13 protein-coding genes are annotated in these 14,509 nt (G+C 67.4%); 6 read left to right on the forward strand and 7 right to left on the reverse strand.

Annotated features, from left to right (window positions below; all coding sequences use genetic code 11):
- Positions 1–8: 8 nt before the first annotated feature.
- Positions 9–446 carry a hypothetical protein gene (locus tag V1227_RS08845; RefSeq protein WP_143023004.1) on the reverse strand — a complete coding sequence of 146 codons (438 nt, stop codon included), beginning with the start codon at positions 444–446 and terminating at the stop codon, positions 9–11.
- Between the two features lie 1,074 nt (positions 447–1,520).
- On the opposite strand from V1227_RS08845, the gene V1227_RS08850 reads away from it, so the two are divergent.
- Together V1227_RS08850 and V1227_RS08855 are read left to right on the forward strand one after the other, a co-directional pair.
- On the forward strand, positions 1,521–1,790 hold the full coding sequence (locus V1227_RS08850; RefSeq protein WP_329792019.1) for a hypothetical protein: 270 nt from the start codon (positions 1,521–1,523) through the stop codon (positions 1,788–1,790).
- Positions 1,787–2,266 (forward strand): DUF6294 family protein, encoded by a 480-nt coding sequence (locus tag V1227_RS08855; protein ID WP_329792020.1) that lies wholly within the window; start codon positions 1,787–1,789, stop codon positions 2,264–2,266. The genes V1227_RS08850 and V1227_RS08855 overlap by 4 nt, the downstream gene beginning before the upstream one ends.
- A gap of 384 nt (positions 2,267–2,650) precedes the next feature.
- Here V1227_RS08855 and V1227_RS08860 read toward each other — a convergent pair whose 3' ends face one another.
- From V1227_RS08860 to V1227_RS08875, 4 genes are read right to left on the reverse strand one after another with little or no spacing between them, the layout of a single operon-like run.
- Positions 2,651–4,204 (reverse strand): glycoside hydrolase family 43 protein, encoded by a 1,554-nt coding sequence (locus tag V1227_RS08860; protein WP_329792021.1) that lies wholly within the window; start codon positions 4,202–4,204, stop codon positions 2,651–2,653.
- A gap of 24 nt (positions 4,205–4,228) precedes the next feature.
- Entirely contained in the window at positions 4,229–5,080 is an 852-nt protein-coding gene (locus V1227_RS08865; RefSeq protein ID WP_329792022.1) for a carbohydrate ABC transporter permease, read from the reverse strand.
- Complete coding sequence (locus V1227_RS08870) at positions 5,077–6,036, reverse strand: carbohydrate ABC transporter permease (RefSeq protein ID WP_329792023.1); 960 nt, start codon at positions 6,034–6,036, stop codon at positions 5,077–5,079. Before V1227_RS08870 ends, V1227_RS08865 begins: the two co-directional genes overlap by 4 nt.
- Complete coding sequence (locus V1227_RS08875) at positions 6,033–7,298, reverse strand: extracellular solute-binding protein (RefSeq protein WP_329792024.1); 1,266 nt, start codon at positions 7,296–7,298, stop codon at positions 6,033–6,035. The genes V1227_RS08870 and V1227_RS08875 overlap by 4 nt, the downstream gene beginning before the upstream one ends.
- 460 nt (positions 7,299–7,758) lie before the next feature.
- Here V1227_RS08875 and V1227_RS08880 point away from each other — a divergent pair, with 460 nt between their 5' ends.
- A complete protein-coding gene (locus V1227_RS08880; protein ID WP_329792025.1) occupies positions 7,759–8,769 on the forward strand; it encodes a GlxA family transcriptional regulator in 1,011 nt (336 codons plus the stop codon).
- 204 nt (positions 8,770–8,973) lie between these two features.
- On the forward strand, positions 8,974–9,327 hold the full coding sequence (locus tag V1227_RS08885; protein WP_329792026.1) for a hypothetical protein: 354 nt from the start codon (positions 8,974–8,976) through the stop codon (positions 9,325–9,327).
- A gap of 219 nt (positions 9,328–9,546) precedes the next feature.
- On the opposite strand, the gene V1227_RS08890 is transcribed toward V1227_RS08885, so the two are convergent.
- Together V1227_RS08890 and V1227_RS08895 are read right to left on the reverse strand one after the other, a co-directional pair.
- Positions 9,547–10,140 carry a lytic polysaccharide monooxygenase gene (locus V1227_RS08890; RefSeq protein WP_329792027.1) on the reverse strand — a complete coding sequence of 198 codons (594 nt, stop codon included), beginning with the start codon at positions 10,138–10,140 and terminating at the stop codon, positions 9,547–9,549.
- Positions 10,141–10,527: 387 nt separating this feature from the next.
- Entirely contained in the window at positions 10,528–11,859 is a 1,332-nt protein-coding gene (locus V1227_RS08895) for a serine hydrolase domain-containing protein (protein ID WP_329792028.1), read from the reverse strand.
- Here V1227_RS08895 and V1227_RS08900 point away from each other — a divergent pair.
- Entirely contained in the window at positions 11,852–12,967 is a 1,116-nt protein-coding gene (locus tag V1227_RS08900; RefSeq protein ID WP_329792029.1) for a sensor histidine kinase, read from the forward strand. The genes V1227_RS08895 and V1227_RS08900 overlap by 8 nt on opposite strands.
- Positions 12,968–13,025: 58 nt before the next feature.
- Positions 13,026–13,682, forward strand: a complete 657-nt coding sequence (locus tag V1227_RS08905) for a response regulator transcription factor (protein WP_329792030.1) — start codon at positions 13,026–13,028, stop codon at positions 13,680–13,682.
- The last annotated feature ends 827 nt before the right edge of the window (positions 13,683–14,509 follow it).

Below are 14,509 nucleotides of genomic sequence, written 5' to 3' on the forward strand. Positions count from 1 at the left end.
GTTCCCCGTCATCCGTTGATGCGCCCGGGCTGCTGACCGTCGAGCAGGGAAGTCGGGTGGAAGTCCGCGGTGAAGTCCGTCCGGGTCGTGTCGTCCGGGTGGTACACCGCCTCCCCGGCGTCCAACAGGAACCGTTCGAGTTCACGGCGCAGCGCGGCGAGGCTGGTCGCCCGGTCGTCGAAGACCGGATCGCCGGCGGGCTCGAGCCGCAGCAACGGCAACGGCGGGTGTTCCGCGTCGTACGCGGCCCTGTCATCGGGCTTCTCCAGGCTGAGCCCGTGTGCCCGTGCGATCTCCTCGTCGCCGGCGCCGTCAGCCTTCAACCGGGCGATGTACCGGTCGGTCGCCGCGCGGACTTCCGCGGCGGTCGCCTCCGGTGCGATGCCGAGCTGCGTGTAGCGGTTCGCGCGCGGTACGACGAGCGGCAGCCCGAAAAGTGAGGTCACGTCCATGAACTCAAGCTCGATTGCTTTTCGCAACGAGACGTAACTGGAAGTGAAACCAATAGCCGTGCCATCTGGGGCCCCCTCCCCGGTCACTGGTGACCACGATCACATGCATGATCGCACAGAGTCACCCACGGCCCCAAACGGAGGTCACGCCTTGGTCAGAACAACGGCAAATGCTGTGAGGTGCTAAACACTGTCCGACAGGTCTGATCTGCGCATCAAGCCGCTGCAGGTCGTACTCGTTGATCAAGCCGCCGAGTACCTGCCGGCGTCGCACGGACCTACGGCTGGGGGTTGCGATTGGGTCGGCGTGAGGTGTGGTGTCGCGCTTGATGCGGCAGCCGACGGTTGCAGTGGGGCACACAGCGGTTCAGCACTGACTTGAGGTGACGCTCGTCGATGATCAGCAGCCGGTCGGTGAGCTCGCGCGTGGACACCGCGGTGGGATCTTCACAACGTCGATCCCGGCGTCGGCGAGAACGGAATCGAACGACGCGGTGGACTGACCGGCCGTGTCACGAACCATGAAGCGAAATTCACTGGCCCCATCACCGAGGCTCAGAAGTGGGTTGCGAGCCTGTTGGTTGTTCAGCGACCGGTCAGCATCCGCAGACGCTTCAGCACACGACGCACGGTGTTCTCACGCACCATGCGCTTGATTAATGCCACGACGGTCTCATCGACCCGCGGTCACCCGATTTGATTCGGGTAAGTCCACTTCTTGGCGGCCAACCGCCGATGCCAGCGCAGCAGTGTCTGGGAACACCAACCGGTGCTCTCACAGCCTCACCGGTAACCGCCGAGAACCGGCTGGCAAAACCAGCCAGCCACCGACCTGAACAAAGGCGAAGTGCACAGTCGCAGCGCCACCCGCACGATCACGCCTCCCAAGACGGCAGAACCTGATCACCGCAACTCAGCGTGCGCGCGCAGAGTTCTGCCACCCCACAGGGGGACGAGTCGGGTCATCATCCGGTCCCTGCGCGGTGCCCTCCACTGTCGGCAGTCATCGCCGCAACTCCTCCGGCGTACCACGTGCGAAGGCGGCCGGGCCTGAAGCCGGGGACGTCGGTGAAGGCGGCCGCCTCGAAGTGGTTCTCGCCAGTGGAGGTTGCCGACCGGAAGGTCATCCGGCTCGGCCAACACATCATGGGATCGAATCGATCAGGACTGCGCTGGGTGAAGGCTTCAGTCGAACAGGTGATGCGGGACTACTCCTCTTGTACGCGCAGCCGGCTCGATGTCATCGTTTCAACAGATCAGACCGTGGCAGCGTCGGCGGTGGATGATCCACTCGCTACAGGCGATAACGACAAATCACATCACGGAGGATCACAATGACCGATGAGGCACAGCCATACAACGGTGACACCGCCGAAAGCGAGGTCATTGTGACCACGCTCAAGCGAGAGGAAGTCCTGAGCGCATCGACGGACGAACCGGAGCCGGAAGAAAAGCTGGACACCCTCGCCGTCCAAGCTTTCGACCTCATGTGGGGCGCCCCTCTCAGGAGTGGCGATTGCACACTGTCCGGCCTCATAGGCGGCACCCTGAACAAGGGCCCGACCCTCAGACTTCGCTCCGATGGGACGGCGGAGTTGCTATCACGGTTCTTCTCCACCGACGACGGAGATGCCTGGGTCGTCGTGCGTCTTGTTTTGACGGACCGCAATGGAACGGCTCTCTTCACTTTCCCGCGCTTTTCGAGCCCTGGGACCGTAACGGACAACCAAGTCATCAACTGGGTTGCTCAACTCAGCTTCCCGGCCATCTTCTTCTCATCAGTCACCGGAGCAACCATGACATACAGTTGCTGACCCCACGTCTTCCTGATGCGGCGACGATCTCGGGTAACTTGCGCCCGGAGGCCTGACCGGCCAAGTACTTCATCTTGGCGAGTGTCCTTCAGCGAAGTTGCTTGGGTCGCTCGTCCGGCCGTTCCCCGTCGCGGTCGTGCCGCTGACGTTCACCTGACTGATCGTCACTGCTGGCCAGTGTTGCCGCGTTCGCCTGTTCCGTGGCGTTGGTGCGATTTTTCAGGCACAGGTCGCGGGCGACGCCGCGATGATGCCCCACGGGCTACGTCGCCACGGCGAGGGATCGGTGGGTGCGGTGCTGGTTGTAGTGCTGCTCGTGCGCTTGCGGCAGCGTGAGGAACGTCTGCCACCACTCGTCCACGGTGACGAGTCGGAAGTCCGTCGTCAGGAACCTCCAGGTTCGTCGAGCGGGCCGTGGTCGAACCAGTCGAACCACGCGGTGCCCTCGGTGACGTACATGCCGATCACCCGGCCGGTGAAGCCGGTGGCGACCTCCGTGGACAGGTACCTGCCGTCGAGCTCGGCCAGCGGCTCGGGGTCCGTGCCGACGTGGAAGGCGACGAAGTCGGGTGCGGCGACGTGCAGGCCCGACAGCCTCTCCTCCCCCGCCGACCACTTCCGGGCGGACCTGGTGGTGATCACGAGGACCACCGGATCCGCCGGCACGGTGCGGGTGGCCACGACCTGGCGCAGGGGTCCGATGCGGGCGATCACGCTCGCCTGGCCGTCGGCCACCTCCAGGTCGTAGTGGTGGCCCTCGTCCAGGCGCACCGACAGGCCGGCACGACCGGCGCCGTGGTCCAGCAGCACCGCGGTCCGGCTCTCGGGGTGCTGCTGGCGGCGGCCGACGAAGGTGCAGCCCGGCCGGTCCAGCGTGCCGCCGGTGGCGTGCAGGGTGAGCCACCCCTGCCGCTCGGTCAGCGACCACGAGCCGTTCGGGCGCGACCGCGGCGAAATCAGCCGGGGCTCCAGCTCCGGCGCGTCGAAGTCGTCGCGCCGCGGTGCCGGCTCCTGCGGCCGCAGCACGCCCGGCGCCCGCTCCCGCAGGTCGACGGGTCCGACGCGCGGCCAGCCGTCCTCCCACCGGACCGGGGTGAGGAACGTTTCCCGGCCCAGGACGTGGAACTTGGGGCTGTACCCGGCCGGGCGAGTGGCCAGCAGGACCATCCACCACTCGCCGTCCGGCGTGGTGACCAGGTCGGCGTGGCCGGTGCTCTGGACCGGGTGGGCGGTGCTGCGGTGCGACAGGATCGGGTTGGCCGGCGCCGGCTCCCACGGGCCGCGCGGCGAACGGGCTCGCGCCATGGCCACGGTGTGGCCGCGTTCGGTGCCGCCCTCGGCGATCAGCAGGTACCACCACTCGCTGACGCGGTACAGGTGGGGCGCCTCCGGCCACTGCAACCCGGTGCCCGCCCAGGCCGGGAACGGGTCCTCGAGCACCTTTCCGCTCCCGGGGTCGACGCGGGCGATCTGCACGCCGGTGAAGGTGGGGCCGTGGGCTCCGGCGAAGGCGCACCAGCAGTTGCCGTCGTCGTCCCAGGCCAGGTCGGGGTCGATGCCGGGCAGGTCCAGCCACACGGGGTCCGACCAGGGGCCTTCGGGCCGTTCGGCGGTGACGAGGAAGTTGCCGCCCTGCGAGACGTTCGTGGTGATCATCCAGAACCGGCCGTCGTGGTGCCGGATCGTGGGGGCGTAGATGCCGTCGGACGCCATCGCGTCGGCCGGCAGCGGCAACTGCGCCGGGCGGTCGAGGACGTTGCCGATCTGCCGCCAGTGCACCAGGTCGCGGCTGTGGAAGATCGGCACGCCCGGGAAGTACTCGAAGCTGGAGCACACCAGGTAGTAGTCCTCGCCGACCCGGCACGCGCTGGGGTCGGGGTGGAACCCGGGGATCACGGGGTTGTCGTAGAACGACGTGCCGGAGTTCGGTGAGTTCATGGTTTTCCTTGGTGTGCGAGGGCTTCAGCCCTTGAAGGCGCCTTCGAGGATCCCGGCGACCATGCGGCGGCCGGCCAGGACGAACAGCACGACCAGCGGGACGGTGGCCAGGAACGAGCCGGACATGGCCAGGCCGAGGTCCACGTCGTAGCTGTTCTGCAGCGCCTTGATGGCGATCTGGGCGGTGTAGCGCTCGGGTGACTTGAGCACGATGAACGGCCACAGGAAGTCGTTCCACGCGGTGACGAACCCGAACAGGCCCAGGACGAACGCGGCCGGCCGCACGATCGGGAACGCGATGCGCCAGAACACCTGCCCGGTGCTCGCGCCGTCGATGCGAGCCGCCTGCATCAGCTCGTCGCTGATGGTGACCGAGATGTGCTGGCGCATCCAGAAGATGCCGAACGCGCTCGCCAGTCCGGGCACGATGAGCGCCTGCAGCGTGTCGACCCAGCCCAGCTCGGACATGATCAGGTACTGCGGGATGACCGAGAGCTGCGTCGGCACGGTCATCGTCAGCACCACCACCAGGAACAGCGCGTTGCGGCCGGGGAAGCGCAGCTTCGCGAACGCGAAACCGGCCAGCGCGCACAGCACCGCCTGGCCGATCCCGATCGCGGTGGCCACGACCAGGCTGTTGAGCAGCGACTGCACGAACGGCACCGTGTCCATGACGAGGCCCGCGAGGTGGAGGAAGTTGCCGCCGGGCACGACCTCAGGCGGCATCCGCGTCGCGGCCGCGGTGTCCGTCGTGGCCACGATGAACATCCAGTACAACGGGAACAGGCAGACGACCGTGGCGACGCCCAGCAGCAGGTAGGTCCACCAGCGGACCCGGTCGAGGCGCCGGCGACGCGGCGCGGTGGTGGTGGTCATCGGTCCGCCTTGATCCGGGTGGACAGCAGGTAGTTGAGCGCGGCGATCACCACGACCATGACGAACAGCGCGACGCCGACCGCCGAGCCGTAGCCGAACTCGAACTGCCCGAAGCCCTGTTCGTAGAGGAACAGCGTCAGCGTCTGGCACTGCCGCACCGCCCCGCAGGTGAGCGGCGCGCCCGTGGCGATCAGCAGCGGTTCGGTGAAGATCTGCAGGCCGCCGATGGTCGAGGTGACCACGGTGAAGATGATCACCGGGCGCAGCGAGGGCACGGAGATGTGGCGGAAGCGCTGCCACGGTCCCGCGCCGTCGATGGCCGCCGCCTCGAACACCGAGCGGGGCACCGATTGGAGCGAAGCCAGGTAGAGCAGCGTGGTGTAGCCGAACCACCGCCACGTCACCATGGTCGCGATCAGCAGGTGACTGCCCCAAGTGGACTGCACGAAGTCCACCGGCTCCACGCCGACCAGCCCGAGCAGCCAGTTCAACAGGCCGTAGTCGCGGTCGAACAGCTGCACGAACACGATCGCCGTGGCCGCCACCGACGTGACGTACGGGACCAGCACCGACATCCGGAAGAACAGCGCGAACCGCAGCCGGGCGTGGTTGAGCACGTGCGCCAGCACCAGGGCCAGCAGCAGTTGCGGCACGGTGGACAGCGCCCAGATGCTCACCGTGTTGCCGGCGGCGTTCCAGAACCGCGGATCGCCGAACATGCGGGCGAAGTTGTCGAACCCGATGAACACCTGGTCGCCGATGGGGTTCCAGTCGAACAGGGCCACGTAGAACGTGAAGGCGAACGGGAACAGCCCGAACACCCCGAAGATCACGAAGAACGGGGCGATGTAGGCGTACGCCGACAGGCGCTCGCCCACACCCGCGATCTTCCTGGTCCTGGGCGGAGGTGGCGCGGCCTTGGAGGCCGGGGAGAGCGTGGCGGTCACGGCGGTCACTCGCCGATGGCGGTCTTGATGTTGCGCAGCGCGTCGTCCCACGCCGTGGCCGGGTTGCCGCCGCTCTGCTCGACGTTGGTGATGGCGTTGAGGAACTCCTGGCCGATGACCGCGCTGTCGGGACCGATGTAGAACGGCTTGAGCCCGAGCAGCGAGTCGGTGTAGATCTTGCCGATCGGCGCGTCGGAGAAGAACGGGTCCTTCGCGTCGGCGAGCTTGCCGTCCTGGTAGACCGACGGGGTGGAAGGCAGGGCGCCGACCCGGACGAAGTGCTCCAACTGGCCCTGGGGCGACTGCATCTCCTTGATGTACTCCCAGGCCGCCTGCGGGTTCTTCGCGCGCTTGGGGATGGCCAGGTAGCTGCCGCCCCAGTTGCCGGAGCCGCCGGGGATGGTCGCGATGTCCCACTTTCCCTTGGTGTCGGGCGCGGTGCTGCGGATGGTGTTGAGCATCCACGACGGCGCGGCCACGGCCGCGTACTGGCCCTGCGCCATGCCGGCGCTCCACGCGCTTTCGAACGAGGACTGCCCGGAGGTGATCCCGGCGGTCGCCGCCTTGATGCCGAGGTCGAACGCGGCCTTCACCTGCGGGTTGGTGCTGTGGACCAGCTTGCGGTCCTCGCTGTGGTACTTCTCCGAGACCTGGTTGACCGCCTGGTAGAACACGCTGGTGCCCGCGTTGTCGGTGAACGCCTTGCCGGTGGCCTGCTTGTAGCGCTTGCCCGTCTCGATGAACGCGTCCCACGTCGGCCACAGCGCGCTCACCGCGGCCCGGTCGGTGGGCAGCCCGGCGGCGGCGAACAGGTCGGTCCGGTACGCCACGGCCATCCCGCCCACGTCGGTGGGCACGCCCAGCACCTCGCCGTCCTTGGCGACGCTCTGCCGCCACACCCAGTCCAGGTAGTCGCCCTTGACCTCGTCGGCGCCCAGCGTCCGCAGGTCCACGAAGTTCTGCGGCTGCTCCACGAACTGCGGCAGGTTGTCGCCCTGGATGAGCACCAGGTCCGGCACCTTGCCGCCGGCCAGCGCCGTGGTCAGCGACTGGGCGGTCTCCGTGGAGGTGCCCACCTCGGTCAGCTTGATCTGGATGTCCGGGCGCTTCGCCTTGTACGCGTCGACGGTCAGCTTCTGGTTGATGGCGGCGAACGACCAGAACTCGAAGGACTTGCCGTCGCCTCCCCCGCCGCCTCCGGTGCCGGGCGTGCAGGCGGTGAGGAGGGCCAGGAGCGCAGCGGCGCGGAGCAGGGGTGAGCGGAGTGTCACGACGCTTCTCCAAGGGTGTGCGAGAACGAGTGGCACCGCCACCGCGCGGTGAGCCACCGAAAGCGGGCGATCGCGTAATCAGGTCGAAATCCTGCCGCACCGGGCGGTCGAAACTTTTTTTCTCGCCTGCGATTGTTAGCGCTCACGACAGTAAGCCGCGTCACAGGCGCCGTCAAGAACCGTTGTACGACCCGCAATCGCCCAACCGAAAATTGATCCACAATGGACATTCGTCACGGACTTTGTGAACGAGAACCAGCTAAAAGTTTCGAAAATCCGTTAGCAGTGACGCTTGGACGACGTTGGCGCTGCGGCCGCGGTTCTTGACCGGCGCCGCGGCCAAAGCCCGACTCGCCGGCTCATCGTGAACTCACGGCACCGGTGGAAGCCGCCATGCCGAACATCCGCCAGGTCTCCGAAAGCGCCTCTCCCGACCGCGCGGTCTTGGTTCCCTGTCAGTGTGGAAGACGACCGAGCACGGCGAGTTGTGATCATCGCCTACGACGGCGCCCAGATCATCGACGTGGCCTGCCCCAGTGGAGCACTGGAAGGCGCCAACCTGCACGGCGCGGCACCGCCCTACGCCATCGAGCTGGCCACGACCTCCGGGCGCGGGTCGCGCACCTCGTCGGGAATCGTGCTCGCGGGCGGCAGGAGGCTGGCCGCCGTGACCGGGCAGATCGACACGTTGTTCGTCGTGGGTGGACTCGGCACCAAGGAGGCGATGTTCGACGAGCGGTTGCTCGTGCAGGTGCGGCGCCTGGCCCGCCGCAGTCGCCGGGTCGCCTCGGTGTGCACCGGCACGTTCGTGCTGGCGGCCGCCGGCCTGCTGGACGGCAGACGGGTCACCACCCACTGGGGTTACGGCGACATCCTCGCCGGGGCCTTCCCCTCGATCGCCGTGGACCTCGCTCCGCTCTACATCCAGGACGGCAACATCTACACCTCGGCCGGGGTGACCAGCGGGCTGGACCTCACCCTGGCGCTGATCGAGGACGACCACGGTCCCACGCTGGCACGCAACGTCGCCCGCGAACTGGTGACCTACCTGCACCGTCCCGCCAACCAGGCGCAGATCAGCATGTTCCTGTCCGCGCCGCCTCCCGGCGACCGGTTGGTCCGCGACCTGCTCGGCCACATCGCCGCACACCTCACCGAGGACCTGAGCTCCTCCGCGCTGGCGGCACGGGCCGGGGTCAGCGAACGCCACCTCACGAGGCTGTTCTCCACCCACCTGGGCACCACCCCAGCCCGTGCGGTGCGCGCCGCCCGGACCGAGGCCGCGGCACACCTGGTGCGCGGCAGCCAACTGTCGCTCACGGCGATCGCACGCCGCTGCGGACTGCGGTCGGCCGAGACCCTGCGCCAGGCGTTCCTGGACCACTACGGGGTCACAGGGGACAGGATTCGCAGGATGCCGGACATGCCGCAACCGCTGGACCCGCGGCAGGGCCACTCTTCGGGGACATGACAGCCGGGTGAACCGCGATCGGCCAGGGAACCGATCCGTGCCCGGCAGCCAGTCAAGTCAGAACTGACCAACGAGGGGTCCTTCATGCGAATGTTCTCGCGGTCGTCACTCGCTCTTCTCACAGCGATATCCCTGATCGGCGCCCCCTGCGCACCGGCATCAGCCGCTGCGGCGCCTCCGGCCGGCGAGCCGGTCGCCCAGGTGGTGTGCAGCACGTGCAACGGTTTCCGCTACCAGAACCCCGGCGAAAAGGCCGTGTACCTGGTGATCGACGGTGTGCGGCACCACGTCCCCGACGAGCTGACCTACTTCAACCTGTGGGCGAACTGGGCCGGCCTGCAGCCCGGCGGCGCCGTCATCGACATCGGGGCGCCCCTGGTCTCCGGGTCGTACCTCGCCCGGGAACGGGAAACGGGCATGGTCTACCTGGTGGGCCGCACCAAGCGCTGGATCCCGAACGAGCGGATCCTCGACCAGTACGCGTTCGACAGGTCCAGGATCCGCACCGTGAACCGGGCGAGCCTGCCGGCGCGGGGTCCCGACATCCCCGGCCGGTGAGTGAACCCGGGGGCTGAAGACCGGCGTACCCGAGGCTGATCACGCCGCTGCACCTGGCAGCGGCGTGAGGTAGGTGTCAACCGCCTCCGCCCAGCACTTCCCGGCATCGGCCGGCAACGATCTTGGTCGAAGCTGTTCCAGCAGGCACCCCGTTGCCTGTTCCAGTCGCCTTGACAGCCGGCCCACACCGCTGGCTGCACGGCACTGGACCAGCTCCGGCTACCGGCCGACGCCCGTCGCATGGCGGGCTCGAGTTCTGGGCCAGGTCTTGCTGACTGCCCACCTCGACCGCGGGACCGTGACGATGTTCCCGCGCGTCGCGCTGGACAGCCGGTGCGAGGAGGTGTCGTTCAGGTTGAGGGTGCACCGGCTGGGCCGGTTCGGGGCGACCCACGCGCCGGGCTTGTCCATCGCGGCGTAGCGGCCGTTGAAGGTCAGGCCGCCGCTGCACAGCTGCCCGTCGGGGATGGCTCCCTGGTGGTTGCCGGCGACGCCTTCGCGGAACAGGCCGTTCCAGTTGTACATCGCGGACGGGTCGGCCTGCCACGCCTGGTAGCACATGGGGTCTTCGGTGGCCATCTGCTGCGACGGGCCGTTGGGCCAGCGGTTGTGGCAGCCGTAGTGGCGCGATGGTGGGTCGCTACCCGCGCCGTGCGCGGAGGCATCGCCCGCGCCGAAGGTGACGAGCATCGTCGTCAGCAGGGTCAGGCAGGCGCCGAGGACGGCGAACGCCCGCCAGACGGCGGCCTTGCCACGGGCCGGGCCGGCCTTCGCCGCGGTTCCCGATGCCAGGCGGCGACAAAGGCTCTTCACACGGCGTTTCCTTACCGCTGCAGTTCTGGGAGCGTTCCCAGGCATTTCGGTCGTTGTGGACCGCGGGGATGGAACACCCCGACGCGGGTCAGCGAGGACTCGCTCGCGAAGGAAGTGGTGCGGATGACCGAGTTTCGTCCCGTCCGGATGCGTTGCGGGCGTCGAGCATTCCTCTCGCGGCTCGGACAGCTTGGGGTGCGTGGTTCGGCGCCCTCGAGTCGACCCGCACGACGGCGGCGCCCAGTCGGTCGCCCGGACCGCCCCCTGGCTCGACGGAGGTGGTCGTGCCCGAGCCGGGGGCGGTCGAGGCGGTGCTGGGGGCAGCCGCGGTGGCGGGTCGTCCTTCGCGCTGGGTGGCGCTGCTGGTCGCACTCCCCCTGTTCGGCATCACCCGCGGTCGCAGAGCGCGTTCTTGACCAGGTCGAAGGACGGGTCCTCGAGCGGCGTCGGCGGGGTGGACGACTCCTTCGGGATCACCGAGTCGGTGTTCATCGAGACGATGACACCGCGCTTGCCGTCGGGCGTGATCCCGTTGCGGGTCTGAAAGCCCTGGATGTCACCCGCGTGTGACCAGTACCCGCCGCACGCGGTGGGAATCCAGGCGATGCCCAGTCCATAGCGCGCTTCCGGCCACACCGACTGCAGGCTCGGCGCCGGCACCGTCTTCTGCATCTCGGCCAGCTCCGCGGGAGCGAGGAGCCTGCCCGAGATCAAGGCTTCGAGGAAGACCAGCGCGTCGTTGGTGGTGCTGACCAGCTCTCCTGCCGCTTCAGCGTAGGACGGGTTCAGTTCGGTGACGTTTACGGGCTTTCCGAAGCGCAACGGGTCCGCTGTGACGTCCTCCGGGAAGCGCTCGTACGCGGTCGCGTGGGGATGCGGCAGCACCGTCGAGTGTCCGGGAGCCGAGGTGTTCCGCAGGCCCAGGCGCTTGATGATCCGCTCGTCGACGGCGGCGCGCCAGTCCTGGCCGGTCACCTCGCCGATGACCATTCCGGCCAGCACGTAGTTGGTGTTGGAATAGCTCCAGCCGGCGCCGGGCGCGAAAGTGGGGGTCTGACGCATCGCGAGGGCGACGAGGTCTGCCGGGGAGTGCTTGTCGAACCGGTGCTGCTGGAAGTCGCTCTCGGTGAACACCGGCACACCGGCGATGTACTCGGGGATGCCACTGGTGTGCTGGAGCAGCTGACGAATGGTGATCTTGCTGCCGTCGTTCCCGTTGCCGGTCACGACTCCGGGCAGCCACTTTTCGACGGTGTCGTCGAGCGACAGGCGCTTTTCGCCGACGAGCTGGAGCAGCGTGGTCGCCACGAAGGTCTTGCTGAAGCTCGCGATGCGGAAGTGGGCGTCCCACGGGACCGGTGTCTTCGCGTCGGTGTCGCCTTCCCCGCTGCGAACCTTCACGGCACCGTTGGGCGTGCGCAACTCGGTCAGAACGCCGGGGGTGCCTTTCGACACCAGTGCGTCGGCATCTTTCTGCAAAGAGGCGCGGGGCACGTCGTTCCTGTTTCGCTCGGCGTCGGCCGGCGAACACCCGATGACGAACGAGATTGTGGTCAGCACCACCAGTGCGGTCGTTTTCGTGCTCATGAGATCACCGTAGGAGCGCATCGATGCGATGTCGTCATCCTTGCTGGTCGTCCCTTCTACCCCTCTGGTGGTAGGGCGGATCTCTTCTGTTTCCGGGCAAAAATCTCCTGGTAGGGTCCCGCCGGTGCGCAAGCTTCTCCGACCGACGTGGGCGGACCTCCTTCTCGCCCTGATCGCCACAGCCCTCACCCTGGCCAATCAAGTGGGATATCTCGGCGCCGATCTCACGCTCGCGGATTTGTCGCTCGCCGCGCTCACGGTGGCCCCGATAGCGATTCGACACGTCGTACCGGTGACGTCCTTGTGCGTGATTCTCGGTTCCTCGGTCGTCTACGCGTTTCTCGGTCATGGTGCAGTCGGCAACTTGGGGCTCGGTGTGGTCATTGGCGTGTTCACAGTCGCCAACGTGCGCAGTTCGCGGATTGCCGCGATGATGGCAGCGACGTCGGCGCTCTGCCTGCTGGTGCCCGAATACGTCGGAGAGGTGACGCTGAAGTGGTCGGAGGCTGTGCAGGCCGTCCTGGTCCTGTTCGTTGCCTGGATGGTCGGCGAGAGCTCCAAGAAATGGGCCAGGCGTGCTGAGGAAGCAGCTGAGCGCGAAGGTCGCGCGGCCGCCGAGGAGCGAGTGCGGATCGCACGGGAGTTGCACGACATCGTCGCGCACCACATGTCCGTGATCTCTTTGCAGGCCGGGGTGGCCGAATACACCCTCGCGTCCGCTCCGGCTACCGCGCGTACCGCGATTTCAGCTGTCTCCGAGTCCTGCCGGCAAGGCCTGACCGAGATGCGCAGGCTGCTCGACGTGTTGCGGGTGGAGGACGAAACCGAATTCCCGGACGTGCAACTCGCGAGCCCAGGCCTCGACGCTCTTCCCGGTTTGGTGGACCGCACGCGCGACGCCGGCCTCACCGTCGAACTCGTGGTGAGGGGCACACCGCGCGTCCTGCCTCCCGGGCAGGACCTCTGCGCCTATCGCGTTGCACAGGAATCGCTGACCAACGTCCTCAAGCACGCGGGTCCAGCGGCCGTGGAGGTGGTGCTCGACTACCGTGCACACGAACTGATGTTGACCATCACCGATGACGGCGCGTCAGGACCTCCAAGCGTCAAGGCGAAATCGCATGGCATTCAGGGCATGCGTGAGCGCGCCGAACTCTACGGTGGCGTCCTGGACGCCGGACACCGCTCTCATCGAGGGTTCCAGGTCGTGTTGCGCCTGCCGATTCCGGACCAGAGCTGATTTCCGAACACCGAACGAATGCACGTGCTGGAGAGATGTGATGGCAGTCCGCGTTCTGGTGGTCGACGACCAGTACCTCGTTCGCCACGCCCTCATGGCGTTGCTCAACGCCGCACCCGGCATCGATCCCGTCGGCGAGGCATCAGACGGCGAGCAAGCTGTGGCGCTGGTCGCCGACCTGGCGCCCGACGTGGTTCTGATGGACATCAAGATGCCGGTCATGGACGGGCTCAGCGCCACCCGTCGCATTCTCGCGATGCGTCCGGAAACCCAGGTGGTCGTGCTGACGACCTTCGACATCCCCGAGTACGTCTACACCGCGCTGACCGATGGAGCCGCCGGGTTCATCATGAAGGACACACCTCCCGATCGGATCATCGCGGCGGTGCGCACGGTCGCGATAGGAGAGATGCTGATCTCGCCGGCCATCACCCTGCGGCTGGTCCAGACCTACGCGCAACGCCATCGCGTCGAGCTCCAGGCGAACACCCGGCTGCCGGACCTCACGCCACGAGAAACCGAGATCCTGCGGCTGATCGGAACAGGATCGACCAACGAGGAGATCGCGAATCAGCTCGCCATCAGTGAAGCAACGGTGAAAACACACGTGAAGCACACGATGCGGAAGTTGAACCTGACCACCCGCGCTCAGGCTGTCGTCGCTGCCTACGAGAGCGGCCTGGTCGTTCCGGGCTCCGCGGCACACGGCGGCTGAGACGTCGACGATCTCCGCATCAAGCCCTGAGCAATGCTGCGCGGTCTTCTGTGGAGGATGTGTCACAAACGGGTCCGAGAAGACGTGGTGGTCCGTGCTCGGCCAGGTCGACGCCCGCCAAGGGACCCAGCGCTCGACACCGCACCTGCTCCGCGTCGGGCGCAGGCCGTTCCGCATGCGCCCACGAGCTCGATGAGGTGACGTTCAGCCGTGTGCAGGCTCGTTGGCACTACCCGTGGGTCCCATGGCAGGTGCGCGACTGGGGTCGCCGCAACCAGCGCTGCATTCGACGCGTCGAAACCGACCTCGTCAGCACCTGGCAGAGGTCACGTCCGGCTGTGCCAAGTGAACCGAGCAGCCCTGCGGTGAGCTGATCGTCCGTGCGGGCTGACTGTGAGCGATCGTGCCGAGCAGGTCCTTTGCCACCTCGCGGAGCTTCACCGCAGCTCGACACCACTGGTACCGAGTTCGGACAGCCCGCGCGCTGAATGCCGCCACGTTGGGGCCAGGCGCTCGTGTGGTGTCGACCAAGACCATGAGAACCGGTTGAGCCTTGTGCGATCAACAGCGAGACCGTCACACCGGGCCGAGACTCGGATAGGCCGGCCGTTGCCGGGTACTCGAGCCGACGTGATGAGACGCGCACCGTGGCAAGGGCTGCTCGCCGGCACGGCCGGCGTGGTGGTGACGCTGGTGGAGAAGGCGGAACAACGTCTGACCGGCCGCCTGGACTCCTCCGTCCCGACGAGGGTCCTGCAACGACTCACCGGGGCGCGCGCCGTGGTCCTCGGTCGAGTTCGCCGTCGTTCGCCTGACCGACGACCAGA

This window comes from Lentzea sp. DG1S-22 (assembly GCF_036321065.1).
Classification (GTDB): Bacteria; Actinomycetota; Actinomycetes; order Mycobacteriales; family Pseudonocardiaceae; genus Lentzea; species Lentzea jiangxiensis.

Coding starts and splice junctions, on each gene's coding strand:
- V1227_RS08855 (WP_329792020.1), top strand. CDS start 1,787: ATGACCGATGAGGCACAGCCATACAACGGTGACACCGCCGAAAGCGAG.
- V1227_RS08860 (WP_329792021.1), bottom strand. CDS start 4,204: ATGAACTCACCGAACTCCGGCACGTCGTTCTACGACAACCCCGTGATC.
- V1227_RS08865 (WP_329792022.1), bottom strand. CDS start 5,080: ATGACCACCACCACCGCGCCGCGTCGCCGGCGCCTCGACCGGGTCCGC.